Source organism: Pseudomonas oryzihabitans (genome assembly GCF_006384975.1).
Classification (GTDB): domain Bacteria; phylum Pseudomonadota; class Gammaproteobacteria; order Pseudomonadales; family Pseudomonadaceae; genus Chryseomonas; species Chryseomonas psychrotolerans_B.
In genome coordinates, this window is the sequence record NZ_CP021645.1 from 3844752 (window position 1) to 3869602 (window position 24851).

A 24851-nucleotide genomic window follows, 5' to 3' on the forward strand; every position below is an offset into this window, starting at 1 on the left:
GCGAGCGGTGCGCCGGAGCAGCCCCCTCTCCCCTGGGGAGAGGGTTGGGGTGAGGGTGGTGCAGCGCCTTGGTCTGGGTCTGTTGGGCTTCGCTGCGCTCAACCCAACCTACGGGGCCGCTTCCACGGCAGGGGTGACCAACGGCGGGAAGTGGATCGCCACCCTCAGGCCGTGGCCGCTGGCCGGGGTGGCCAGTTCGATGCCGGCGTCGTGGGCGGTGGCTATGTCGCGGACGATGGCCAGGCCCAGGCCGGTGCCGTGGATGCCCCGGTCGATGCGATAGAAGCGCTCGAAGATACGGGCACGCTCGGCCTCGGGGATGCCCGGGCCGTTGTCTTCCACTTCCAGGACGGTCGCCCCCGCCTGGCTGTGCAGCCGCACCGTGACCTGACCGCCACGCGGGGTGTATCTCAGGGCGTTATCCACCAGGTTGTCGAGCAGGTCGCGCAGCTGGAAGGCGTTGCCCAGGACCGTCTGCGGTTCCAGTTCGTAGCCCAGATCGATGCCATGGCAATCGGCCTGGGCCAACTGGCTGGGGATGGCATCGCTGACCAGTTCGTCCAGGCGCAGGGGTTCGCGTGGCGGACTCTCCAGCCGCGCGGTAGCGGCGCGGGCCAGGGTCAACAACTGGTTGGTCTGGCGGGTCATGCGTTTAGTGGCGGCCTCCAATTGCGCCAGGGCGGCGGCGCTCTCGGCATCGCCGGCGTGGCGCTGGCGCAGCCACTGGGTCAGGGTGCTGATGCCAGCCAGGGGGGTGCGCAACTGGTGCGCCATGTCGTCGAGAAAGGCGCGCTGGTTGCGCGCGCCCTCGCGGACCCGCAGCAGCAGGCCGTTGAGCGCGGCGACGAAGGTACTCAGCTCGCGCGGCGCCCCCTCTTCGCGCAGCGGGGCGAGGTCATCGTAGTGACGGCTGTCGAGCTGGCGTTCCAGGCGCTCCAGCGGGCGCAGGCCGCGGCGCACCGCCCAGAGCAACTGGGCGGCGATGAGCAGGGCGACGATCAGTTGCACCGCCACCAGGGTCAGCACCATGCGCTGCAGGGCGGCGGTGTGGCGACTCAGGGTCTGGGCGACGCTGGCCACCACGGGCTGGCCTGCGATATTGCCCAGTTGAGCGACCATGAACACCGAGCGCTCATTGATGCGGGCGCGCTGCGCCGTGGTGTGCCCGTCGCGCATCTCGTCGGTAATCGCCTGCACCGGCATGGCGCCGTCGCCGAACAGCAGCCGGCCATCCAGGGTGCGGACCGCCAGCCAGACGTGGTCATGGCTGTTGTGGCGTAGTAGGTACTCCGCTTCGGGGGGCAGCGATAACCGACCATCGCCGTCCACCCGCAGTTGTTCCAGCAGCAGGGTCGCGGAATCGGTCAGGTCACTGTCCAGGGCGCTGAACGCCGGCTTGCGGGCGAACTGATAGCTGACCACCGCGCCCCCGAGGTTGACCAGCAGCACCGGCAGCACCAGCCATTTCAGCAGGCGCCGGCGCAGGCTGCGGTCGGGCGTGCTCATGGGCCGCTGGCCTCCTCCAGGCGATAGCCGAAGCCACGCACGGTGCGGATGCCGACGCCCGAGTCGGTCAGTTTCAGCCGCAGTCGCGAGACGTAGACTTCCACGGCGTTGTGGGTCAGATCCTCGCTGCCCCAGGGCGCCAGGGCATCGATGATCTGCTGCTTGGAAACCACCTTGCCGGCCTGGCGCAAGAGGTGTTCGAGCACCGCCCACTCGCGGGCCGAGAGATCCAGCGGCGTCTCGCCGAGGCGTGCCTGGTGGGCGGCGGTGTCGAGGCGCAGGGCGCCCAAGCTGAGGTCGGCGCTGCTCTGGCCACCGGCGCGGCGGGCCAGGGCCTTGATCCGCGCCACCAACTCCGGCACGGCGAAGGGCTTGACCAGATAGTCGTCGGCGCCCACCTCGAAACCGTGTACCCGGTCGTCGATGGCGTCGCGGGCGGTGAGCAGCAGCACCGGCTGGTCGCTGCCACGCTGGCGCAGCCGCCGGACCACCTCGAAGCCATCCAGGCCGCCTGGCAGGCCGATGTCCAGCACCACCACGGCGAAGCGGGTGGTGCGCAGCCAGGTGTCGGCCTCGGCGCCGTTGCGCAGGAGGTCGACCTGCATGCCATGGCCCTCCAGAACGCGGCGGATACCGTCGGCCAGGGTGGCATCGTCCTCGACGAGCAGGATGTGCATGGGGAGAGTCCTTAGCGCCTGGCGATCCAGGCCATTGTCACTGCAGTTTGGCCGACGCGCCGCGGATTTTGAACTGGCGCTCAGCGCGGCAGGGCGCAGAAATCACCGAGCGCACGCAGCAGCGCCAGGCGATGGAGGTCGTCGGGCTGGGCCGTGGCGAGGTGGGCGGTCAGGGCCTGGTCCAGCTGCGCCGGACAGTCCGCGGCCGCGCGCAGTTCGCCGGTGGCAGCGAGCCCGGCGAGCAGGCGGGTTTGCAGGGTATCGAGGCGGGTCCTGAGTCCGGCCAGGTCCGGGGTGGTGGCCGGTAGCGGTCGCATGCCGCGCCGCCAGGCGTCGAGCAGACCGTATTGCACCAGCTTGTTGGCTTCCATCTGGGCAGCGAAGAAGGTCTGGGCGGTGGCTGGGCTGACAGCGGCACCCTGCGCGGCCTGGCTGACACTGTCGAGTACCTGGCGCTCGCGGGTCTCGTCGAGCACTGGCTTGCCGCTGTCATGCTTGCTGCGGGCGACCTGGTCGGCCACCGTCAACCGCTGCGCCATGGCGTCCAGCAGCTCCGGCAGGGGCGAGGGCGCGGCCTGGGCGCCTAGGGCGACGCTCAGGAGCGGGATGGCGAGCCAGCGAATGCCAGGCATGACGACCTCCAGGGCAGGGGAAAGGGCACCGAAGCTCGCACGGGGCGGCGGGGTGGTCAAGCTGGGCGGGAGGGGGCGGTTGGGGCGAGGGGCGCAAGTCCGGCGTAGGGTGGAAAACCGCAGAGCGTTTTCCACGCGGGTACCGTGCCTCCGTGGATGAGGCTGCGCCGTCATCCACCCTACGGAGTCCAGCGCAGGTCGGTAGCTTCGAGCGGCGCGGTTCCCTCACCCCAACTCTCTCTCGGGGTAAAGGGGGCTACGCCTCCTGCGACGCGCGGACCTCGGCGGTCAGCGCCTGGAGGCGGGCGTCGAGGGCGCTCAGGGCGCCGGCGTCGGCGGCGGTGTCCAGGCTCAGGCGCAGGGCGGCCAGCACCAGCAATTCGGTGGCGTCGCCGCGGCGGCGGTCACCCTGGATGGCGACCAGTTCGTCGCGCAGGCGGGCGGCGGCCTGTTGCAGCGCGGCGCGATCGCCTTCGGCGACCTTGAAGCGATAGCGACGCCCGAGCACCTCCACCTCGTCGTGGGCGCTGGCGATCGCGTCCGAGTTTTTCACTCGACGTCAGCCGGGACGGGCTGTTCAGCGACGGCGTGCGCGACCGGTGCGCCAGCGGCCAGCAAGGCCAGTAGGCCTTCCACGCGCTGACGGGTGCTGGCGCCGGCTTCTTCCTGCTCCAGCAGGCTCAGCTGCAGGGTGTCGTTTTCCTCGCGCGCGGCCGCCAGGGCCTGTTCCAGCTCTTGGGTCCGGGCGGTCAGGCGTTGGTTGCGCTGCAGCAGGTCGCGGATCGCGGTTTCCAGTTCGCTCAGGGTGTTGTCCAGCATGGGCGCGGTCGTCTCTCGTGTCAGGTTCGGGGCTGCCGGGAGCGGCAGGGGCTGCATTCTAGGCTTCTCGGCGACCACCGGCACCCCCTTCGTCGCAGGCTAACCCCTTGTTTTGCCAAGGGGTTCACGGGGGTGCACGACGAGCCGACCGGCTGTCAGGCAGTTGTCAGGTTGCGCTAAGGGGGCCGTAAGGCGTCTCGCTTTAGCCTGCGCTCATCCTGTCCGGTACCTCTGTGCCGGCGCCCCCTTTTTGGATGAGCCGCCATGACCGATCTGTCCCAGAGCTCTACCCCGCGTGTGGTGGATGAACCTTTCCTGCCGTTCTCCCGCCCCAGCATCGGCGCCGAGGAAGTGGCCGCGGTGAGCCAGGTGCTCACCTCGGGCTGGATCACCACCGGGCCCCAGGCCAACCTGCTGGAGGAGCGCTTCGCCGCCTCGGTGGGCGCTGCCCACGCGGTGGCCCTCTGCTCGGCCACCGCCGCCATGCACGTGACCCTGCTGGCACTGGACATCGGCCCCGGCGACGAGGTGATCACCCCTTCGCTGACCTGGGTCTCCACCGCCAACATGATCACCCTGGTCGGCGCCACCCCGGTGTTCGTCGACGTCGACCGCGACACCCTGATGGTCTCCGCCGAGCAGGTGGCCGCCGCCATCACCCCGCGCACCAAGGCCATCATTCCGGTGCACTACGCTGGCGCCAGTTGCGATCTGGCGCCGCTGCGCGCCCTGGCCCAACAGCACGGCATCGCCCTGATCGAAGACGCCGCCCACGCCGCCGGCACCCGCTACCAGGGCGAGCCCATTGGGATGCGCGGCACGGCCATCTTCAGCTTCCACGCCATCAAGAACCTGACCTGTGCCGAAGGCGGCATGCTGGTGACCGACGACGCCACCCTGGCCGAGCGGGTGCGCCGGCTGAAATTCCACGGCCTGGCGGTGGATGCCTTCGACCGCCACTCGCTGGGCCGCAAGCCCCAGGCCCAGGTGCAAGAGCCCGGCTTCAAATACAACCTCTCGGACATCCACGCCGCCCTGGCACTGGTCCAGCTGGATCGCCTGGGCGACATCAACAGTAGCCGCCGGCTGCTGGCCGAGGCCTACACCCAGCGCCTGGCGGCCCTGCCGGTCGCGCCCCTGACGCTGCCGGACTACGCCCAGACCCATGCCTGGCACCTCTACATCCTGCGCATCTGCCCCGAGCGCTGCGGGCTGGATCGCGAAGCCTTCATGGCCGGCCTCAAGGCGCGCGGCATCGGCACCGGCATCCATTTCACCGCCACCCACCTGCACCCCTGGTACCGCGAGCGCTGGCCCGAGCTGGCGCTGCCCAACAGCGAATGGAACTCCGCCCGGCTGTGCTCCATCCCGCTGTTCCCCGACATGACCCTCGCCGACGTCGACCGCGTGGTCGGCGCCATCGAAGACCTGCTGGAGAAAGGCGCATGAAGCCCTATGCCATCGACCGCGTATCCGTAGTGATCCCCGTCTACAACGAAGAAGCCAGCCTGCCGGAACTCTTGCGGCGTACCCGCGCCGCCTGCCGCCTGCTGGATTGCCAGGTGGAGATCATCCTGGTCGACGACGGCAGCCGCGACCGCAGCGCCGAACTGCTGCAGCAGGCTGCCAGCGAGCCGGACAGCCCGGTGGTGGCGGTGCTGCTCAATCGCAACTACGGCCAGCACTCGGCCATCCTCGCCGGCTTCGAGCAGGCCAGGGGCGACCTGATCATCACCCTGGACGCCGATCTGCAGAATCCGCCGGAAGAGATTCCGCGCCTGGTGCACACCGCCGCCCAGGGTTACGACGTGGTCGGCACCGTGCGCCAGCAGCGCCAGGATTCCTATCTGCGCACCCTGCCGTCGCGGCTGATCAACCGCGCCGTGCAGCGCTCCACCGGGGTCGCCATGCGTGACTACGGCTGCATGCTGCGCGCCTATCGCCGCCAGGTGGTGCAGTCCATGCTCGCCTGCCACGAGCGCAGCACCTTCATCCCGATCCTGGCCAACAGCTTCGCCCGCCACACCACCGAGATCGAGGTGGCCCACGCCGAGCGCGAGCACGGGGATTCCAAGTACAGCTTCCTCAAGCTGATCAACCTGATGTTCGATCTGCTGACCTGCATGACCACCACCCCGCTGCGGCTGCTCAGCTTGTTCGGCGGTGGCCTGGCGCTGTTCGGCTTCGCCTTCGCCGCGCTGCTGCTGTTCCTGCGCCTGACCCACGGCGCCGAGTGGGCGGCCGATGGTGTGTTCTCGCTGTTCGCCATCCTGTTCATCTTCACCGGCGCCCAGTTCGTCGGCCTCGGTCTGCTCGGCGAGTACCTCGGCCGGGTGTACCACGATGTCCGCGCCCGGCCCCGGTTCCACGTGGAACAAGTGATCCGCGCGTCCAATTTCTCCCCTTCGCCGGCGCCGCTGCGCCAGGTCCAGTGACAGGAATGCCCCTGATGAAAACCGCTATCGTCTTCGCCTACCACGACATCGGCTGCGCCGGCCTCGCCGCGCTGATCCAGGCCGGCTATCCCATCGCTGCCGTCTTCACCCATCCGGACGATCCGGGCGAGAACCGCTTCTTCGCCTCGGTCGCCCAGCTCTGTGCCCGCCACGGCATCCCGGTGCATGCGCCGGAAGACGTCAACCACCCGATCTGGGTCGAGCGCATCCGCGCCCTGGAGCCGGACTTCATCTTCTCCTTCTACTACCGCAACCTGCTCTCCGAAGAGGTGCTGGCCTGCGCCAAGCGCGGCGCCTACAACCTGCACGGCTCGCTGCTGCCGCGCTATCGCGGTCGCGCCCCGGCCAACTGGGTGCTGGTCAACGGCGAGACCGAGACCGGCGTGACTTTGCACCGCATGGTCAAGCGTGCCGATGCCGGCGCCATCGTCGCCCAGCAACGCGTCGCCATCGCCCCGGACGACACCGCCCTGACCCTGCACGGCAAGCTGCGCGAAGCCAGCCAGGAACTCCTGCGCGACGCCCTGCCGGGGCTGGCCGCCGGGACCCTGGAAGAGCGTGAGCAGGACGAAAGCCAGGCCAGCACCTATGGCCGTCGCAGCCCCGCCGATGGCGAGCTGGAGTGGAGCCGTCCGGCCACCGAGCTTGCCAACCTGGTCCGCGCCGTGACCCAACCCTATCCGGGCGCCTTCGGCTGGATCGGCGATCGCAAGCTGATCGTCTGGAGCGCCCAGGCCCAGACCGAACACCACGGCCAGGCCCCCGGCAGCGTGCTGAGCCTGGAACCCCTGCGTATCGCCTGCGGCGAAGGTGCCCTGGAAGTACGCGCCGGCCAGCTGGGCGATGCCGGGCTGTATCTCGCCGGCCCGCAACTGGCCCGCGAAGCCGGCCTGGTGGTCGGTGCCCGCCTGCATCGCCAGGAGCGCCGTGCCAAGCGTCGCACCCGGGTACTGATCCTCGGCGTCAACGGTTTCATCGGTAACCACCTGTCCGAGCGCCTGCTGGCCGATGGCGAGTACGAGGTCTATGGCCTGGACATCGGCTCCGACGCCATCGAGCGTCTCAAGGCCGATCCGCACTTCCATTACGTGGAAGGCGACATCTCCATCCACACCGAGTGGCTGGAGTACCACATCAAGAAGTGCGACGTGGTCTTGCCGCTGGTGGCCATCGCCACCCCCATCGAATACACCCGCAATCCGCTGCGCGTGTTCGAACTGGACTTCGAGGAAAACCTCAAGATCGTTCGCCACTGCGTGAAGTACGGAAAGCGCGTGATCTTCCCGTCCACCTCCGAGGTGTACGGCATGTGCCAGGACGAGCGCTTCGACGAAGACCGCTCCAACCTGGTGGTCGGTCCGATCAACAAGCAGCGCTGGATCTACTCGGTCTCCAAGCAACTGCTCGACCGGGTGATCTGGGCCTATGGCGCCAAGGGTCTGAAATTCACCCTGTTCCGTCCCTTCAACTGGATGGGCCCACGCCTGGATCGCCTGGATTCCGCACGCATCGGCAGCTCCCGCGCCATCACCCAGCTGATCCTCAACCTGGTGGAAGGCACCCCGATCAAGCTGGTCGACGGCGGCGCCCAGAAGCGTTGCTTCACCGACGTCGACGACGGCATCGAGGCGCTGTTCCGCATCATCGAGAACAAGGGCGGTCGCTGCGACGGCCAGATCGTCAACATCGGCAACCCGGACAACGAAGCGAGCATCCGCGAGCTGGCCGAGGAGCTCCTGGCCCAGTTCGAGGCCCATCCGCTGCGCCATGAATTCCCGCCCTTCGCCGGCTTCCGCGAAGTGGAAAGCAAGAGCTTCTACGGCGATGGCTACCAGGACGTGGCGCACCGCAAGCCCAGCGTGGAGAACGCCCGTCGCCTGATCGACTGGCAGCCGACCACCGCCATGGCCGCCACCGTCGGCAAGACGCTGGACTTCTTCCTGCGCGAAGCCCTGGCCCAGCGGGAGGCGTGATGAACCCTGTGATCCCGGCCAGCCTGCGCATCGACGTGGACACCTATCGCGGCACCCGCGAAGGGGTGCCGCGGCTGCTCGACCTGCTGGATGAAGCCGGGGTCAAGGCGACCTTCTTCTTCAGCGTCGGTCCGGACAACATGGGGCGCCACCTGTGGCGCCTGGTGAAGCCCACCTTCCTGTGGAAGATGCTCCGCTCCAAGGCCGCCAGCCTCTATGGCTGGGACATCCTCCTGGCCGGCACCGCCTGGCCGGGCCGGCCCATCGGGCGCGACCTCGGCCACCTGATGCGCGAGACCCGCGCCCGCGGGCACGAGGTTGGGCTGCACGCCTGGGATCACCACGCCTGGCAGGCCCATACCGGGCACTGGAACGTGGAGCGCCTGGGCGAGGAATTCGGCCGTGGCCTGCACGCCCTGGAAGACATCCTCGGCGCCAGGGTCGACTGCTCCGCCGCCGCTGGCTGGCGCGCCGATCCCCGCGTGGTGCAGGCCAAGGAGGCATTCGGCCTCAGGTACAACAGCGACTGCCGTGGCAGCGCCCTGTTCCGTCCGCGCCTGGGCAATGGCGGCCACGGCACGCCGCAGATCCCGGTGGACATGCCGACCTTCGACGAGGTGGTCGGCCCCGACCTCGCCGCCGGCGACTGGAACGACTATCTGCTCAAGCTGTTCCGTCCCGGTGCGCTCAACGTCTACACCCTGCACGCCGAGGTGGAAGGCATCGCCTTCGCCGAGGACTTCCGCGCCCTGCTCAAGGCGGCGCGGGAGCAGGGCGTCCTCTTCCTGACCCTGGGCGACCGCCTGCCGGGCGATGCGCGCCAACTGCCCGCGGGCAACTTGGTACGGGGCAGTCTGGCCGGGCGCCAGGGCTGGCTCGGAGTGCAGGCATGACCCGGCGTTGTCTGCTGGCGCTGCTACCGCTGGCCTTGCTGGCCTATGCGCTGCCGCTGGAATGGCGCGGCCTGTGGATTCCGGACGAGTCGCGCTATGCGCAGATCGCCCAGGAACTCTGGCGCAACGGCGACTGGGTGGTGCCGCATTTCCTCGGTCTGCCCTATTTCGAGAAACCCATCGGCGGCTACTGGACCCAGGCGCTGGCCCAGGCCTGGCTGGGCGATTCGCTGCTGAGCGTCCGCCTGGTGCCGTTGCTGGCGAGCCTGGCCACCGCCGCCTTGGTCGCCCGCCTGACCCAACTGATCTGGCAGGACCGCCTGCTGAGCCTGCTGGCCGGGGTGTTCTACCTGTCCTGCCTGGCCGTGGCGGGCCTGGCCACCTATGTCACCCTGGATTCCCAATTCGCCTTCTGGATGACCCTGGCGCTGCTCGCGCTCTGGCAGGCCCAGGCCGCCGAGACCCGTACCGCGGCCCTCGGCCAGTGGGCGCTGTTGGGGTTCGCCTGCGGCTGCGGTCTCTTGACCAAGGGCTTTCTTGCCCTGGTGTTGCCGGTGCTGGTGGCGGTGCCCTTCTTCCTCTGGCAGCGGCGTTTCGGCGAGCTGCTCTGGCGCGGTCCGCTGGCAGTGCTGGTGGCGGTACTGGTAGTGGCCCCTTGGGCGCTGCTGGTGGCCCACCGCGATCCGGACTTCTGGAATTTCTTCTTCTGGCACGAGCACATCCAGAGATTCGCCGGCCAGGATGCCCAGCACGAGCGGCCCTTCTGGTTCTATGCGCCCATCCTGCTGGTGGCCATCCTGCCCTGGGCCGGTTTGCTGCCGCGCACCCTCGGCGCGACCTGGCGCGAGCGGCGGCAGGTCGGCACGGCCTTCCTCGGCCTGGCCTTCGCCAGCCAACTGGTGTTCTTCAGCCTGAGCCGCGGCAAGCTGCCCACCTATCTGCTGCCGAGTCTGGCGGCGCTGGTGCCGCTGCTGGCGCGCAGCCTGCTGGACGGCTATCGCCGTGGCGACTTCGGCGCCCTGCGCCTGAACGGCCTGTGCAACCTGCTGCTGGGAGCGGCCGGCCTGGTGGCGCTGCTGGTGTTCGGCAATCAGCTCTATCACCCCGGCGAGGGCCTGACCCATGCCCTGGCCCTGCTGGCCCCCCTGGGCCTGGCGCTGGCCGGTCTCGGGGCGCTGCTCTGGCCGCGCCGCACGGTACTGGCCCCGGCCCTGGCGCTCTGGCTGATCCTGCCGCTGCTGTCGGTGGCGCTGCCGATCAGCGTGGTCGACAACAAGCTGCCGAGCACCTTCATCGAGTCCCAGCTCGGCCATCTGCAGCATGCCGGTCTGCTGGTGAGCAACGACCTCGGCGTGGCCGCCAGCCTGGCCTGGGCCACCGATCGCCAGGATGTGGTGGTGGTGGGTGGTCCGGGTGAACTCAAGTACGGCTTCGCCCGCGAGCCCGACAGCGGCCGGCTGATCCCCGAGCAGGAACTGGCCGCCTGGCTCGCCGCCCATCGCGATCAGGGACCGGTGGACATCCTGCTGCGGGTGGACGGCCCCAGTGACCGCCAGTTGCTCGACAGCCTGCCCGAGCCCGGCGAGAGCATCGCCAGCGAGCGGCTGGTGCTGCTGATCTATCCGCGGGTGGCGAAATGACCCTCGTCAACGGCCTGCTGATCGCCCTGGTGATCCTGCTCACCTGCGCCGGCCAGCTGGGCCAGAAGCGCGCGGTGACGGATGGTGGCGCCCTGGTCGAGCGGTTGCGCTCGCCCTGGTTGTGGGGCGCGCTGGTCTGCCTGGGTCTGGCCCTGCTGCTGTGGTGCGCAGTGCTGCAGCGAGTGCCGGTGGGCGTCGCCTATCCCTTGCTGTCGCTCAATACCCTGGCGGTGACCCTGGTGGCCCGCCTGGTGTTCGGCGAGGCGGTCGACGCCCGCGCCTGGTGCGGCTGCCTGTGCATCGTCGCGGGCGCCGCCCTGCTGGGAGGCCAGCTATGAAGGGGCTCTTCCCACTCGGCCTGAGCATCCTGCTCACCACCCTGGCGCAACTGCTGCTGCGTGCGGCCCTGGTGCGGCTGCCCGCCATGTCCAGCTGGCTGGGCCAGCCGACCGCGCTGCTCGACACGGCCGGCCTGCTGCTGGTCCTGGGCATCCTCTGCTATGGCCTGTCGTTGCTGGCCTGGCTGGCCGCCCTGGCGCGCCTGCCACTGGGGCGCGCCTATGCGGCGCTCGGCCTTTCCTACGTCTTCGTCCACCTCGGCGCGGCCTGGCTACCAGGCGCCGCCGAGTCCTTCACCCCCTGGAAAACCCTGGGCATCGTGCTGGTCGTGGCCGGCGTCGCCCTCGTCGGCGGGCCGCGGCCCACCGCCGCTCCCACCCTGAGGAATACCCTATGAACATCAGCGTTTTCGGCATCGGCTACGTGGGCCTGGTGCAAGCCGCCGTGCTGGCGGAAGTCGGTCACCAGGTGGTGTGCATGGACATCGACCGCGCCAAGATCGACAAGCTCAAGCGTGGCGAAGTGACCCTCTACGAGCCCGGTCTCGAAGACCTGGTGCGCAATAACCTGGCCGCCGGCCGCCTGGTGTTCACCCACGACGCCGCCGAGGCCGTGGCCCATGGCGCCGTGCAATTCATCGCCGTGGGCACCCCGCCGGCCGCCGATGGCTCGGCCGATCTGTCCGCCGTCTTCGCCGTCGCCGAGACCATCGCCCGGCTGCGCCGCGAGCCGCTGGTCGGCCAGCCGGTGTCGCGCGATCCGCTGCTGGTGGTGAACAAGTCCACCGTGCCGGTGGGCACCGGTGACCGCGTCCGTACCCTGATCCACGAGGTGCTGGCCGAAGAAGGCCGCACCCTGCACGTGGAGGTGGTCTCCAACCCGGAATTCCTCAAGGAAGGCGCCGCCATCGCCGACTGCAAGAAGCCCGATCGCATCGTGGTCGGCACCGACTCGGCAGTGGCGCGCGACGTGATGCGCGAACTCTATGCGCCCTTCAACCGCAACCATGACCGCATCCAGTGCATGGACCTGCGCAGCGCCGAGCTGGCCAAGTACGCCGCCAACAGCCTCTTGGCGGTCAAGATCAGCTTCATCAACCAGATCGCCGAACTGGCCGAGCGCGTCGGCGCCGACATCGAGGCGGTGCGCCAGGCCATCGGCGCCGATCCGCGCATCGGTCACCACTTCATTTATCCCGGTTGCGGCTACGGCGGCTCCTGCTTCCCCAAGGACCTGCAGGCGCTGATCCGCACCGGCGAGGAAAACCAGGTGGAGCTGGATCTGCTGCGCGCGGTGGAGGCGATCAACGTGCGCCAGAAGACCAAGCTGTTCGAGCGCATCCACACCTACTTCGATGGCGATCTCAAGGGCCGCACCTTCGCGCTCTGGGGGCTGGCCTTCAAACCCAATACCGACGACATGCGCGATGCGCCCAGCCGGGTACTGATGGAAGCCCTGTGGGAAGCCGGTGCCAAGGTGCGCGCCTTCGATCCGGTGGCCATGGCCGAGGCCCAGCGCCTCTATGGCCACGACGAGCGCCTGGCGCTGATGGGCACTCCCGAAGCTGCCCTGGCCGGCGCCGATGCCCTGGTCATCTGCACCGAGTGGCAGCAGTTCAAGGCTCCGGACTTCGACCTCATCGCCCAGCAGCTCAACCAGCCGGTGATCTTCGACGGGCGTAACCTGTTCGATCCGGAGCGCATGGAACGGCGTGGCTTCGAGTACTTCGCCATCGGTCGCGGCGCCCCCCTGAGCGGTCCCCAGGTCACCCGCCGCGTGGACGCCGCTTGATGGCAGCGCCCCTGGCCCTGACCCCGCAGGGCGGGCGCCTGGCCACCCTACCGGCGGCCAACCGGTTGCGACTGGAAAGCCTGCTGGTCGGCCTGGTCGCCGTGCTGATGTTCACCCTCGGCATCTGGAACCAGGCCCCCCAGGGCTTCGATGGACGCTGGGCGGTGTTCCTGGAGGAGATGTTCCGCCACGGCCCGGCCTTTTTCCCCACGACCTACGGTCAGCCCTATCCGGACTATCCGGCTACCGCCACCTGGCTGAGCTGGTTGGCTGCGCGGGCGATAGGGGCGCCCAACCATTTGGCCAATGTGCTGCCCACTGCCCTGGCCTCGGCCGGGGTGCTGGCGCTGACCTACCGGCTCTTGGCCGACACCCGCCGTGCCTGGGCGCTGCTCACGGTACTGCTGGTGGCCCTGACCCCGCAGTGGCTGGAAAAAGCCCGCGCGGTCTGCCTGGACCAGCTGGTCGCCCTGGTGGTGCTGAGCTGCTTCTACCTGCTCTACAGCGCCGACCGCGACGCTCGTCCCTTGCGCCGCCTGCTGGTGCTGCCGCTGTTCGCCCTGGGCTTCGCCATCCGCGGGCCGTTGGGGCTGATCGAGCCCTGCGGCGTGGTCTGTCTCTACTGGCTGGTGGTGGCCTGGGGTGAGCCGGCGTGGCGCCGCTTCGCCCTGCAGCGGCTGTTCGGCTACGGCCTGGTCGGCCTGGCGCTGCTCGTTCTCTGCTGGTGGACGCTGATCCAGCTGGCCCACCACGAGGGCGGCGCGGATTTCGCCGCCGAGGTCTGGCACATGCAGGTCAGTGGCCGCCTGGACGAGAGCGGCAAGCCGTTCTGGTTCTATCTGCAACTGGGGCTGTATCGCTATCTGCCGGTGGTGCCGCTGGCGCTGTTGCTGCTGGCTGCCCAGCACCGCAGCCTGCGCAGCTGGCCGGATACCGCCCAGCGCCGGCTGCTGCTGGGCCTGGCGGGCAGTGGTCTGCTGATCCTGATCGGCCTGTCCATCCCGCACTTCAAGCGGGCCTACTACGTGGTGCCCATGGTGCCCTTCCTGGCCGCCCTCGCTGCCCACGGCCTCCTGCGTGCGGAAAGCTGGTTCCGCCGGGTCGTCCCCGTCTACCTGGCCCTGGTGCTGGCGCTGCCGGGGCTGGCCCTGGTGGCGCTGCTGGTCTGCCGGCATCTCTGGCAACGCCACGGCTACTGGCCGGATGTCTCCCTGGCGCTGCTGGTAGCGGTCTTCGTCGTCCTCCAGCTCGCCGCCTTGATCGGTTGGCGGCGCCTGACCGGTACGCGCCGGCTGCTCGCCCTGAGCGCCCTGGCGCTGGCCGCCCAATGGCTGATGCTGGTCGCGGTGGTGGAGCCGGCCCAGGACCTGGAGTACGACAGCCGCGGCTTCGTGCAGCAGGTGGAAGGCCTGCGCCAGGAGCATCCGGGGCCGCTGGTGTTCTTCGGTCTCGGCCAGGACAGCTGGGCGATTCGCTACATCATGAACCTGGACCACGACGAGCAGCCGATCTTCGTCGCCCGGCCCCAGGTCGCCGACCTCGCCCATCTGCCGTCCGGCGCCTGGGTCATCCTGGCCCGCGCCGACCGCGACCTGCTGAGCGGCACGCTCCTGGCCAATCAGCAACCCGTGGTGGAGCGCCGCCTCAACGGCAATCCCTGCCTGGTGTACCGGTTGCCGTGAGGCCTCTGGAGCCGATCGCCCTAGCGGTCGGCTCCGGCTTCTCGAGAGAGCTCCAAGATGCGCTTACGCCCCTGTTCGGCGACCAGATAGTGGCCGTCACCCAGGGCGATCAGGGTCTGCGCCGAGCGCAGGTGCGACAGCACCGTGACCAGGCTGCCGTCGGGTCGCAGTAACAGGACGCGGGCGCCGTGGGTGGCGTCCTCGGTGATCCACAGGCCGTCGGCCGAGCACTGCACGAAACCGGGGGCGTCGAGTCCCGTGGCGACCAGGGTGTCCGCGCCCTGCGGCTGCCACTGCTTGACCCAGCCCTTGGCCTTCTCGGTATAGAACAGCCGACCATCGGGGCAGCGCGCTACTCCTTCGCCTTGCTCCAGCCCTTCGCGCAGCACCTTGAGTTCCCGACGCTCCGGCTGATAGCTGAGCAGGCGGCCCTGGGGCAGATCCTCGATGGCATAGAGGGTCTGGCCATCGGTGGCGACGCCCTCGACGTCAGTGCCGTCGAACAGGGCCTGGCGCTGGCCGTTGCGCAGGAGAAATACCGGCAGCGGTCCGCCTTCCTGGCTGACCACCAGGCCACCCTGGAACATCACCAGGCCATCGGGTTTGGACAGTTCGCCCAGGACCGGCTGGCGCTTGCCCGTGGGCAGCAGGCGCAGGAGACTGCCGCGGCGATTGGAGAATTCCTGGGTGACGAACAGGCTGCCATCGGCCGCCAGGGCCAGGGCACTGACCATGGGGATGTCCGTGGCGAATTCGCGGTAGCCCCAGCCCGCGGCGGCGCTGACCGGATGGAAATGCCGCCAGGCCGGATAGGCGAAGCCGAGCACGACCACGGCGACGCCCAGCGCCAGACCCTGACGCCAACCCAGGCGTGAAAAACGTCGCATGACGACCTCGCTAGCTATGAAGGGACTCCACAGCTTAGCGGGCAGGGAGTGAAGATTCCGTCGCCGGCCCGGGCGGCCGGCGCGGAAGAGGAGGCGCCTCAGGCGGTGAGGAAGGCCTCGGTCAGCTTGACCCAGTAACGCGCGCCGACCGGCAGCAGGGCGTCGTTGAAGTCGTAGGCCGGGTTGTGCAGGTTGGCGCTCGGGCCATTGCCGACGAACAGATAGCAGCCGGGCACCTGTTGCAGCACATAGGCGAAGTCCTCGCTGGCCGGAATGGGCGCGAAGGGGTGCAGGGCGTCGGCGCCGAAGTGGTCGATGGCCACCTGGCGGGCGAAGGCGGTGGGGCCGTCGTGGTTGACCAGCACCGGATAGCCGCGCTGGTAGTCCAGCTCGGCGGTGGCGCCGAAGCTTTCCGCCTGGGCGCGGACCAGAGTACCGATGCGCTGCTCCAACAGGTCGCGGGTGCTGTCCTGGAAGGCGCGGATGGTGAGTTTCATCTCCACCGCATCGGGGATGACGTTGGAGGCCTCGCCACCGTGGATGCTGCCGACGGTGACCACGGCGGTGTCCAGCGGTGCCACGTTGCGCGAGACCACGGTCTGCAACGCCATGACCGTGGCGGCGCTGGCGACGATGGGATCGACCGCCTTGTCCGGCACCGCACCATGACCGCCCTGGCCGCGGATGCGCAAGAGGGCGGTGTCGGAAGAGGCCATGGCGGCACCCTCGACGAAGCAGAACTTGCCGGTGGGTACGCCGGGCATGTTGTGCAGGCCGAACACCTGGTCGCAGGGGAACAGCTCGAAGAGGCCGTCCTGCATCATCTTCAGGGCGCCGCCCAGGCCTTCCTCGGCCGGCTGGAAGATCAGGTGCAGGGTGCCGTCGAAGGCGCGGGTCTCGGCCAGGCAGCGAGCGGCGGTGAGCAGGGTGGTGGTGTGGCCGTCGTGGCCGCAGGCGTGCATGCGCCCGGGGTGCTGGCTGGCGTAGTCGAGGCCGGTGGTCTCCAGGATCGGCAGGGCGTCCATGTCGGCGCGGATGCCCAGCACCTTGCTGCCGCTGCCGGCACGCAGGGTACCGACCACCCCGGTGCCGCCCAGGCTGCGATGGACCTCGTAGCCCCAGCCCTCAAGGGCGGCGGCCACCAGGTCGCTGGTGCGCTGTTCCTGGTAACCCAGTTCGGGATGGCGGTGGATGTCGCGGCGCAGGGCGACCATCTCCGGCAGGTAGCCGGCGATATGACGGGCGGTGGCGTCTTGATCCGCAGCGGTGGCAAGGCTCATGGCGATCTCTCTCAATCCAGGTGACGTTCGGGATAGCTCAGCAGTGCCACCCATCCTATCAGCAGCATGGCGATCAGGTACCAGGCCGGGGCGAGCGGACTGCCGCTGGCCTGGATCAGCCAGGTGGCGATGAACTGGGCGGTGCCGCCGAACAGCGTCACCGCCAGGGCGTAGGTCATGGCCAGGCCGGTGGCGCGCACCGGGCGCGGCAGGCCGGCGAGGATCAGCAAGAGCCCAGCGGTCATGTTGACGCTCATGGCGGTGATCACCACGAAGCGGGCGACGAAGGCCAGGCCCTGGGTGGTCGGGTCATTCAGCCAGACGAAGGCCGGATAGATACCCAGCACGGCCACCGCCAGGCTGACCAGGGCCACCGGCTTGTAGCGCCCGTAGCGATCCAGCAGCAGCCCGGCGGCCAGGGCGGCGGCCATCTGCACGGCGCTGGAGGCCACCCCGGCAAGGTAGGCGCTGGTCGCCGGCAGGCCGACGATACGGGTCATGTAGGTGGGCATGTAGAACTGCATCAGGTAGGTCAGCAGGGTGGCCGACATCACGATCAACAGGCCCAGGCCGAAGCGCCGCGGGTGCTCGCGCAGGAAGGCGCGCACCGGGCCGCCCTCGGTCGCGCCGGCGCCGCTCCAGGTCTCGTCCACCTGGCGACGGATATAGAGGCCGACCGGGATGATCAGCAGCCCGACCAGGAAGGGAATGCGCCAGCCCCAGGCGTGCAGGTCCGCCTCGGACAGGCTGCGGGTAAGCAGGGCGCCCAGGCCCGCGCCGAGCAGGGCACTGCCGCCCTGGCTGATCACCTGCCAGCTGACATGGAAGCCACGCCGGCCGGGGCTGGCGGACTCCAGCAGCAGGGTGGTGGCGGCACCGATCTCACCGCCGGCGGAGAAGCCCTGCAGCAGGCGTCCCAGCAGCAGGATCAGCGGTGCGGCGAGGCCGATCTGGGCGTGGGTCGGGGTGAAGGCGATCAGGGCGCTGCCCAGGCCCATCAACGAGATGGTCAGCAGCATGGCCTGCTTGCGCCCGTGGCGGTCGGCATAGGCGCCCAGCACCATGCTGCCCAGCGGCCGCATGACGAAGCCGACGCCGAACACCCCGACCGCCATCAGCAGCGAGCCATAGGGCGTATCCGAGGGGAAGTACAGCTGGCCGATGATGGCGGCGAAGAAGCTGAACACGGTGAAATCGAACATCTCCAGGCCGTTGCCGAGACTGGCGGCGGCGATCAGCTTGGCCCGCGAAAGATGGGCGACCGGCACGGCGCTCGCGCGGTCGGGCGGGGTGGAGGACGTCGGAAGGGCCTGGGCCATGAAGCGCTCCTCTGGTTCAGGTGAATGCTTAGCTATGCAAGTAGTGGTCCGGCTCGGCCAGCCCCTGTGCCAGAGGCGTTGGCAGGCAACGAGCGGAGGGTCCTTGCGCCAGCCTAGTGCACGGCGCTGCTGTCTGCCGCCTGACTGAACGCCTTCCCGCGGCTGGCGAGCCTTCATAAATCCGTCACAATGCCCGCCTAGAGTGCCAGCTCGCGCCTGCGCGTCGCCGGCCCAGGCCCGTCTTTTCCATCCCGCGAGGAATCCGGCATGCATCTCAAAGGCCCGCTGACCGCGGTGGCGCTCGTCCTGGCGCTGGGTGGCACGACCGCTCGGGCGGCGGACGTCGACCCGGCCATTCCCCAGTACCAGAAGGTGAGCGGGATCTCCGGCAACCTGTCGAGCGTGGGCTCCGATACCTTGGCCAACCTGGTCACCCTGTGGGCCGAGAGCTTCAAGCGCGAATACCCCAATATCAACATCCAGATCCAGGCGGCCGGCTCGTCCACGGCACCGCCCGCGCTCACCGAGGGCACCGCCAGCATCGGCCCCATGAGCCGCAAGATGAAGGATGCCGAGGTGCAGGCCTTCGAGCAGCGCTTCGGCTATCGCCCCACGGCGGTGCCGGTGGCCATCGACGCCCTGGCGATCTTCGTGAACAAGGACAACCCCATCCAGCACCTCACCCTGGAGCAGGTCGATGCGCTGTTCTCCAGCACCCGCCTCTGCGGTGGTCCGCGTGAACTCAAGACCTGGGGCGACCTGGGCCTGACCGGCGACTGGGCCAAGCGGCCGATCCAGCTGTTCGGCCGCAATTCGGTGTCGGGCACCTATGGCTACTTCAAGGAGGCGGCGCTGTGCCACGGCGATTTCCGCGCCAACGTCAACGAGCAGCCCGGCTCGGCCTCGGTGGTCCAGGCCATCAGCCAGTCGCTGGGTGGCATCGGTTATTCCGGCATCGGCTACCAGACCGCCAGTGTCCATACCGTGGCCCTGGCCAAGCCGGGCACCACCGACTATGTCGCCGACAACCAGGAGAACACCCTGTCCGGTCGCTACCCCCTGGCGCGCTATCTCTATGTCTATGTGAACAAGGCACCCAATCGTCCGCTCAATCCGCTGGAAGGTGAATTCCTGCGGCTGATCCTGTCCCGCACCGGCCAGGAAGCGGTGATCAAGGATGGCTACCTGCCGCTGCCGGCGCCGGTGGCGCAGCAGGCGCTCAAGAGCCTCGGCTACTGATCGGCGCGCGTCCGCCGCCCGTTCCGGGCGTGGCGCGCACGGCTGTCCATTCGCTGTAACCTTTCTGTCATAAGACGTGATTAGGCTCTGCGCCATGAAATCCCCGGTACCCCCGTCCATGCCCGACCCTCGCGGCCCCGCCCGGCTGGACTTCAACACGCCTGCATTGCGCCGGCGGCGCCGGTGGCGGGCCCTGCAGGATCGGCTCTTGCGCGGCTCCGTGCTGGTGGGCGGGCTCGCCGTCCTGGCCACCATCACCCTGATCTTCTTCTACCTGGCCTATGTGGTGCTGCCGCTGCTACGGGGCGCCAGCCTGGAAAGCCAGCCGCTGCCGCAGCCGGATTGGCTGGCCAGCGCCGGGGCGCCCTTGCTGCTGGGGCTCGACGAGCAGAATCGCATCGCCCTGCACCTGGCCGACAGCGGCCAGGCGACCTTCTTCACCCTGGCCGACGGCCAACCCGTGTTGCGTGAGCAACTGCCCTTGCCGCCTGGGGTATCGATCACCAGCCAGGCCCAGGACGCTCCGCGCAGCCTGATCGCCCTGGGCCTGTCCGATGGCCGCGTGCTGGTGGCGCACAAGCGCTATGTGTCCAGCTATCCCGAGGGCAGCCGGGTGATCACGCCCGAACTCGATTTTCCCTATGGCCGCGAACCCCTCGACCTGGGTGCCCCCGCGATCGCCCTGGACCGGGTAGCCATCGCCGGCACCGATGACCTGCTGGTGCTGGCGGGCGCCCAGGGCAAGCGGGTGACGGCCCTGCGCCTGGCGCGTCCCACCGCGCCACTGGGCGGTGGCGCGGCTTCCAAGGTGCGCATCGTCACCGCGCTCGCGCCGCTCAACGCCGCGGTCAAGGCGCTCTACCTCGATCCCCGTGGCCAGTGGCTCTACGTCCTCAATGGCCGTGCCCAGGCGGATGTCTTCAACCTGCACGACGGCAGCCTCAACGGGCACTACAAGTTGCTCGACACCGCCGACGACGAAGTCACCGCCAGCGCCCAGTTGCTCGGTGGCGTGTCCCTGCTGGTGGGCAGCGCCAAGGGCGGCATCGCCCAGTGGTTCCTGGTCCGCGGCCAGGATGGCGAGCCCGTGCTGAGGCACATCCGCAGCTTCCAGCTCGGCACTGCGCCCATCGTGCAGATCGTCCCCGAGCAGCGCCGCAAGGGCTTCCTGGCGCTGGACAGCCAAGGTTGGCTCGGCGTCTTTCACAGCACCGCGGGGCGCACCCTGTTGCGCGAGCGGATCGCCCCCGCCGCCGGCGTACTGGCCCTGTCGCCGCGGGCCGATCGCCTGCTGCTGGAGCAGGGTGGGCAGTTGCAGGGTTTCATCCTGACCAATCCGCACCCGGAGATCTCCTGGTCGGCGCTGTGGGACAAGGTCTGGTACGAAAACTACGAGGCACCGGCGCGGGTCTGGCAATCCAGCGCGACGACCACCGATTTCGAACCCAAGCTGAGCCTGGCCCCACTGACCTTCGGCACCCTCAAGGCGGCCTTCTACGCCATGCTGTTCGCCGCGCCCCTGGCCGTGGCCGCGGCCATCTATACCGCCTACTTCATGGCGCCGCGCATGAGGCGCACGGTCAAGCCGGTGATCGAGCTGATGGAAGCGCTGCCCACGGTGATCCTCGGCTTCTTCGCCGGCCTGTTCCTGGCGCCCTTCGTGGAAAACCACCTGCCAGGTCTGTTCAGCCTGTTGCTGCTCTTGCCGCTGGCCATCCTGGCGGCGGGCTTCGGCTGGGCGCGCCTGCCCCTGGCCTGGCGCGAGCGGGTGCCGGAGGGCTGGGAAAGCCTGCTCCTGCTACCGGTGATCCTGCTGACCAGCGCCCTGGCCCTCAGCCTCAGCCCCTGGCTGGAGAGCCTGCTGTTCGCCGGCGACCTGCGTCTCTGGCTGAACCAGGAACTGGGCATCGCCTACGACCAGCGCAATGCCCTGATCGTCGGCATGGCCATGGGCTTCGCCGTCATCCCCAACATCTTCTCCATCGCCGAGGACGCCCTCTACAGCGTGCCGCGCAGCCTGACTCTGGGTTCGCTGGCGCTCGGCGCCACGCCCTGGCAGACGCTGACGCGGGTGGTGCTGCTCACCGCCAGCCCCGGCATCTTCTCGGCGCTGATGATCGGCCTGGGGCGTGCCGTGGGCGAAACCATGATCGTGCTCATGGCCACCGGCAACACCCCGATCATGGACGCCAACCTGTTCGAGGGCATGCGCACCCTGGCGGCCAACATCGCCGTGGAAATGCCCGAGTCCGAGGTGGGCAGCACCCATTACCGGTTGCTGTTCCTGGCCGCCCTGGTGCTGCTCAGCTTCACCTTCCTGATGAACACCCTGGCCGAGCTGATCCGCCAGCGGCTGAGGAAAAAGTATGCGGCGCTCTGAGGTGCGGGCACCGCAAGGGCAGGGCGCCGCCAAGCGGCGCTCCCTGGGCCGCTGGCTACAGGGCGGCGCGCCCGGCATCTGGCTCAGCGCCGGCGCCGTGACCCTGGCCGTGCTCATGACCCTGGGGCTGATCGGCATCATCGCCGTGCGTGGCCTGGCGTACTTCTGGCCGGCCGAGGTGGTGCAGGCGCGCTATGCCCCGCCGGGCCTGCCGGAGCGGCTGGTGCTGGGTGAGGTGGTGCAAACCGAAACGGTACCCGTGGAGCGGCTGCGCAGCGCCGGGCTGCCGCTGCCGACGAGCGCTGGCGAGACCCTGACCCGCGAACTGTTCAAGGTGGGCAACCGCGACCTCTCTGGCAGCGACTTCGTCTGGCTGATCGGCAACTGGCTGCAGGATCGCCGTACCCCGGCCGAGGTACTGGTGCTGGAGCGCCGTGGCTGGGGCAACTTCTACGGCTATGTCGTGGCGGTGCGCGAAGACGGACGGCAGATCGCCACCGGCGCTGCGGCCTTGCCCGAACTCCAGCGCCGGCTGCAACGCACCCAGGCCCTGAGCGAGCGCCTGGAACGGCTGGAAAAGCACGACATCGGCAGCGTCAACCATGCCCTGGAGCGCCTGCGCCTGGAGGGCCGCGCCCTGCAACTGGACGGCCACCTCGATGCCGCCGCCCAGGCCGATCTCGCCAGCCGCCGCGCCGAGCTGGAGGCACGCTACGGCGAGCTGGAAGAGCAACTCGCCAGCCTGCGCCAGGAGCGCCGCCGCGACAGCGTGGTGGTGCGCGACGTCGAGGGTCGCACCCTGGAGCTGAATCTGGATCGCGTCGTACGCGCCTATCAGCCCAACGCCATGGGCCTGGGCGCCAAGCTCGGCTTCTATGGCACCAAGCTGTGGGAATTCCTCAGCGCCGATCCGCGCGAGGCCAACACCGAGGGCGGCGTCTTCCCGGCCATCTTCGGCACCGTGATGATGACCCTGCTGATGGCGGTGATCGTCACCCCCTTCGGCGTTATCGCCGCCATCTACCTGCGTGAATATGCCCGGCAAGGCCTGTTGACCCGCATCATCCGCATCGCGGTCAACAACCTCGCCGGGGTGCCGGCCATCGTCTACGGCGTCTTCGGCCTCGGTTTCTTCGTCTATGTGCTGGGCGGCTCCCTGGACCAGCTGTTCTTCCGCGCCAGTCTGCCCACGCCCACCTTCGGCACCCCGGGCCTGCTGTGGGCCTCGCTGACCCTGGCGATCCTCGCCATGCCGGTGGTGATCGTCGCCACCGAAGAAGGGTTGGCGCGGATTCCCCGGAGCATTCGCGAGGGCTCCCTGGCACTGGGCGCGACCCAGGCCGAGACCCTGTGGAAGGTGGTACTGCCGCTGGCCAGCCCGGCGATGCTGACCGGGCTGATCCTCGCCGTGGCCCGCGCCGCGGGCGAGGTGGCGCCGCTGATGCTGGTGGGGGTGGTCAAGCTGGCGCCGGCGCTGCCGTTGGACGGTAACTATCCCTATCTGCACCTGGAGCAGAAGATCATGCACCTGGGCTTCCACATCTACGACGTCGGCTTCCAGAGTCCCAATGTGGAAGCCGCCCGCCCGCTGGTCTACGCCACCGCGCTGCTGCTGGTGCTGGTGATCGCCGGGCTGAACCTGTCCGCCGTGTTCCTGCGCAACCGGCTGCGCGAAAAGTATCGGCTGCTGGAAGACTAGCGCCCGCGGCCGAGGAGAACCCATGCCTTCCGATTCCTCCATCTTCAGAACCGCCGCCGCCTACGCGGCCAGTGCCACGCCCGCGGCGAGCGAAGGTGGCGTGGCGCTGTCGGTGCCGCGGCTCAATCTGTTCTACGGCAAGAAGCAGGTCTTGCAGGACATCGCCCTGGAGATCCCGCGCCAGCGGGTCACCGCCTTCATCGGCCCCAGCGGCTGTGGCAAGTCGACCCTGCTGCGTTGCTTCAACCGCCTGAACGACCTCGTGGAAGACTGCCGCATCGAGGGCGAGATCCTGCTCGATGGCCAGAACATCTATGCGCGCGGCACCGAGATCGCCGAATTGCGGCGACGGGTGGGCATGGTGTTCCAGAAGCCCAACCCCTTTCCCAAGAGCATCTACGAGAACGTGGTCTACGGCCTGCGCATCCAGGGCATCAAGCAGAAGCGGGTGCTCGACGAGGCGGTGGAATGGGCGCTGCAAGCCGCGGCGCTGTGGGACGAGGTCAAGGACCGCCTGCACGAATCGGCCCTGGGCCTCTCCGGTGGCCAGCAGCAGCGCCTGGTGATCGCCCGCACCATCGCCGTGCAGCCCGACGTGCTCTTGCTCGACGAACCCTGCTCGGCGCTGGACCCCATCTCCACCCTCAAGGTGGAAGAGCTGATCCACGAACTGAAACAGCGCTACACCATCGTTATCGTCACCCACAACATGCAACAGGCGGCGCGGGTCTCCGATTACACCGCCTTCATGTACCTGGGCCAACTGGTCGAGCATGGCGATACCGATACCCTCTTCACCAACCCGGCGAAGCGGCAGACCGAAGACTACATCACCGGCCGTTACGGCTAGCTCCAGGCAGGCCGGTGCCCCACCCGGCGACTCGATCCTCTCAGGCAGGACTGACAGCATGATCAACAAAGACGGTCACACGCAGCACATCTCCCAGCAATACAACGTCGAACTGGAGGAGGTCCGCAGTCACCTGCTGGCCATGGGCGGTCTGGTGGAAAAGCAGGTCAGCGACGCTGTGCGCGCGGTGATCGACGCCGATGCCGGCCTGGCGCGCCAGGTACGGGCCATCGATGACCAGATCGACATCATGGAGCGCGGCATCGACGAGGAATGCCTGCGCATCCTCGCCCGGCGCCAGCCGGCGGCGTCCGACCTGCGCCTGATCATCAGCATCTCCAAGTCGGTGATCGATCTCGAGCGCATCGGCGACGAAGCCTCCAAGATCGCCCGCCGCGCCATCGAGCTGACCGAGGACGGCGAGGCCCCGCGCGGCTATGTCGAGGTGCGCCACATCGGCGAACAGGTGCGCAAGATGGTCCATCAGTCCCTGGACGCCTTCGCCCGCTTCGATGCCGAGCTGGCCCTGTCGGTGGCCCAATACGACAAGCTGATCGACCGCGAGTACAAGTCCGCCCTGCGCGAGCTGGCCACCTACATGATGGAAGACCCGCGCTCCATCTCCCGGGTGCTGAGCATCATCTGGGTCCTGCGCTCCCTGGAGCGGGTCGGCGACCACGCGCGCAACATCGCCGAGCTGGTCATCTACCTGGTCCAGGGCACCGATGTCCGCCACCTGGGCCTGAAGCGCATGGCCGAAGAGGTCAATCGGTCGCGCGAATGATCCAT

Annotated in this window: 22 protein-coding genes; 14 read left to right on the top strand and 8 right to left on the bottom strand. The window is 68.8% G+C overall.

All coding sequences use genetic code 11. The features are described from left to right. Positions 1–108: 108 nt before the first annotated feature. From CCZ28_RS17290 to CCZ28_RS17310, 5 genes are all read right to left on the bottom strand, one after another. Entirely contained in the window at positions 109–1506 is a 1398-nt protein-coding gene (locus tag CCZ28_RS17290) for a sensor histidine kinase (protein ID WP_140219988.1), read from the bottom strand. Further along, positions 1503–2183 (bottom strand): response regulator transcription factor, encoded by a 681-nt coding sequence (locus CCZ28_RS17295; RefSeq protein ID WP_058778954.1) that lies wholly within the window; start codon positions 2181–2183, stop codon positions 1503–1505. Before CCZ28_RS17295 ends, CCZ28_RS17290 begins: the two co-directional genes overlap by 4 nt. 80 nt (positions 2184–2263) lie before the next feature. Then, the gene (locus CCZ28_RS17300; protein ID WP_140219990.1) at positions 2264–2815 is read right to left on the bottom strand and encodes a chorismate mutase; all 552 of its coding nucleotides are present in this window, start codon (positions 2813–2815) and stop codon (positions 2264–2266) included. Between the two features lie 256 nt (positions 2816–3071). Continuing rightward, positions 3072–3368: a cell division protein ZapA gene (gene zapA / locus CCZ28_RS17305; protein WP_205894596.1), complete on the bottom strand. Its 297-nt coding sequence runs from the start codon at positions 3366–3368 to the stop codon at positions 3072–3074. Continuing rightward, positions 3365–3634, bottom strand: a complete 270-nt coding sequence (locus CCZ28_RS17310) for a hypothetical protein (protein ID WP_058766094.1) — start codon at positions 3632–3634, stop codon at positions 3365–3367. Before CCZ28_RS17310 ends, zapA begins: the two co-directional genes overlap by 4 nt. A gap of 300 nt (positions 3635–3934) precedes the next feature. Here CCZ28_RS17310 and arnB point away from each other — a divergent pair, with 300 nt between their 5' ends. The 9 genes from arnB to CCZ28_RS17355 are packed head-to-tail and all read left to right on the top strand — an operon-like array spanning position 3935 to position 14408. Beyond that, the gene (gene arnB, locus CCZ28_RS17315; protein ID WP_140221378.1) at positions 3935–5083 is read left to right on the top strand and encodes a UDP-4-amino-4-deoxy-L-arabinose aminotransferase; all 1149 of its coding nucleotides are present in this window, start codon (positions 3935–3937) and stop codon (positions 5081–5083) included. Then, positions 5080–6069, top strand: coding sequence for an undecaprenyl-phosphate 4-deoxy-4-formamido-L-arabinose transferase (gene arnC / locus CCZ28_RS17320; protein WP_140219992.1), 990 nt, complete (start codon positions 5080–5082; stop codon positions 6067–6069). The genes arnB and arnC overlap by 4 nt, the downstream gene beginning before the upstream one ends. Before the next feature lie 14 nt (positions 6070–6083). Beyond that, positions 6084–8063 carry a bifunctional UDP-4-amino-4-deoxy-L-arabinose formyltransferase/UDP-glucuronic acid oxidase ArnA gene (gene arnA / locus CCZ28_RS17325; protein WP_437179179.1) on the top strand — a complete coding sequence of 660 codons (1980 nt, stop codon included), beginning with the start codon at positions 6084–6086 and terminating at the stop codon, positions 8061–8063. 11 nt (positions 8064–8074) lie between these two features. After that, a complete protein-coding gene (arnD, locus tag CCZ28_RS17330) occupies positions 8075–8956 on the top strand; it encodes a 4-deoxy-4-formamido-L-arabinose-phosphoundecaprenol deformylase (protein ID WP_140221380.1) in 882 nt (293 codons plus the stop codon). After that, complete coding sequence (gene arnT / locus CCZ28_RS17335) at positions 8953–10596, top strand: lipid IV(A) 4-amino-4-deoxy-L-arabinosyltransferase (RefSeq protein WP_140219994.1); 1644 nt, start codon at positions 8953–8955, stop codon at positions 10594–10596. Before arnD ends, arnT begins: the two co-directional genes overlap by 4 nt. After that, positions 10593–10934, top strand: coding sequence for an EamA family transporter (locus CCZ28_RS17340; protein WP_140219996.1), 342 nt, complete (start codon positions 10593–10595; stop codon positions 10932–10934). Before arnT ends, CCZ28_RS17340 begins: the two co-directional genes overlap by 4 nt. After that, positions 10931–11332, top strand: coding sequence for a 4-amino-4-deoxy-L-arabinose-phosphoundecaprenol flippase subunit ArnF (gene arnF / locus CCZ28_RS17345; RefSeq protein ID WP_140219998.1), 402 nt, complete (start codon positions 10931–10933; stop codon positions 11330–11332). The genes CCZ28_RS17340 and arnF overlap by 4 nt, the downstream gene beginning before the upstream one ends. Then, the gene (locus CCZ28_RS17350; RefSeq protein ID WP_140220000.1) at positions 11329–12726 is read left to right on the top strand and encodes a UDP-glucose dehydrogenase family protein; all 1398 of its coding nucleotides are present in this window, start codon (positions 11329–11331) and stop codon (positions 12724–12726) included. The genes arnF and CCZ28_RS17350 overlap by 4 nt, the downstream gene beginning before the upstream one ends. Continuing rightward, positions 12726–14408: an ArnT family glycosyltransferase gene (locus CCZ28_RS17355; RefSeq protein WP_140220002.1), complete on the top strand. Its 1683-nt coding sequence runs from the start codon at positions 12726–12728 to the stop codon at positions 14406–14408. The genes CCZ28_RS17350 and CCZ28_RS17355 overlap by 1 nt, the downstream gene beginning before the upstream one ends. 20 nt (positions 14409–14428) lie before the next feature. Here the strand turns inward: CCZ28_RS17355 and CCZ28_RS17360 are convergent, their stop codons facing one another. The 3 genes from CCZ28_RS17360 to CCZ28_RS17370 form a co-directional block, all read right to left on the bottom strand. Further along, positions 14429–15295: a hypothetical protein gene (locus CCZ28_RS17360; RefSeq protein WP_140220004.1), complete on the bottom strand. Its 867-nt coding sequence runs from the start codon at positions 15293–15295 to the stop codon at positions 14429–14431. A 98-nt stretch (positions 15296–15393) separates the two neighbouring features. Further along, a complete protein-coding gene (locus CCZ28_RS17365) occupies positions 15394–16575 on the bottom strand; it encodes a M20 aminoacylase family protein (RefSeq protein WP_205894597.1) in 1182 nt (393 codons plus the stop codon). A gap of 11 nt (positions 16576–16586) precedes the next feature. After that, positions 16587–17894, bottom strand: a complete 1308-nt coding sequence (locus tag CCZ28_RS17370; protein WP_140220006.1) for an MFS transporter — start codon at positions 17892–17894, stop codon at positions 16587–16589. Positions 17895–18161: 267 nt separating this feature from the next. On the opposite strand from CCZ28_RS17370, the gene CCZ28_RS17375 reads away from it, so the two are divergent. From CCZ28_RS17375 to phoU, 5 genes are all read left to right on the top strand, one after another. Continuing rightward, complete coding sequence (locus tag CCZ28_RS17375; protein WP_140220008.1) at positions 18162–19133, top strand: PstS family phosphate ABC transporter substrate-binding protein; 972 nt, start codon at positions 18162–18164, stop codon at positions 19131–19133. Between the two features lie 94 nt (positions 19134–19227). Continuing rightward, complete coding sequence (locus tag CCZ28_RS17380) at positions 19228–21513, top strand: ABC transporter permease subunit (protein WP_167509251.1); 2286 nt, start codon at positions 19228–19230, stop codon at positions 21511–21513. Next, positions 21500–23212: a phosphate ABC transporter permease PstA gene (gene pstA / locus CCZ28_RS17385; protein WP_140220010.1), complete on the top strand. Its 1713-nt coding sequence runs from the start codon at positions 21500–21502 to the stop codon at positions 23210–23212. Before CCZ28_RS17380 ends, pstA begins: the two co-directional genes overlap by 14 nt. A gap of 22 nt (positions 23213–23234) precedes the next feature. Further along, positions 23235–24062, top strand: coding sequence for a phosphate ABC transporter ATP-binding protein PstB (gene pstB / locus CCZ28_RS17390; RefSeq protein WP_140220012.1), 828 nt, complete (start codon positions 23235–23237; stop codon positions 24060–24062). A gap of 58 nt (positions 24063–24120) precedes the next feature. Continuing rightward, positions 24121–24846 (top strand): phosphate signaling complex protein PhoU, encoded by a 726-nt coding sequence (phoU, locus tag CCZ28_RS17395; protein WP_140220015.1) that lies wholly within the window; start codon positions 24121–24123, stop codon positions 24844–24846. Positions 24847–24851: the final 5 nt, after the last annotated feature.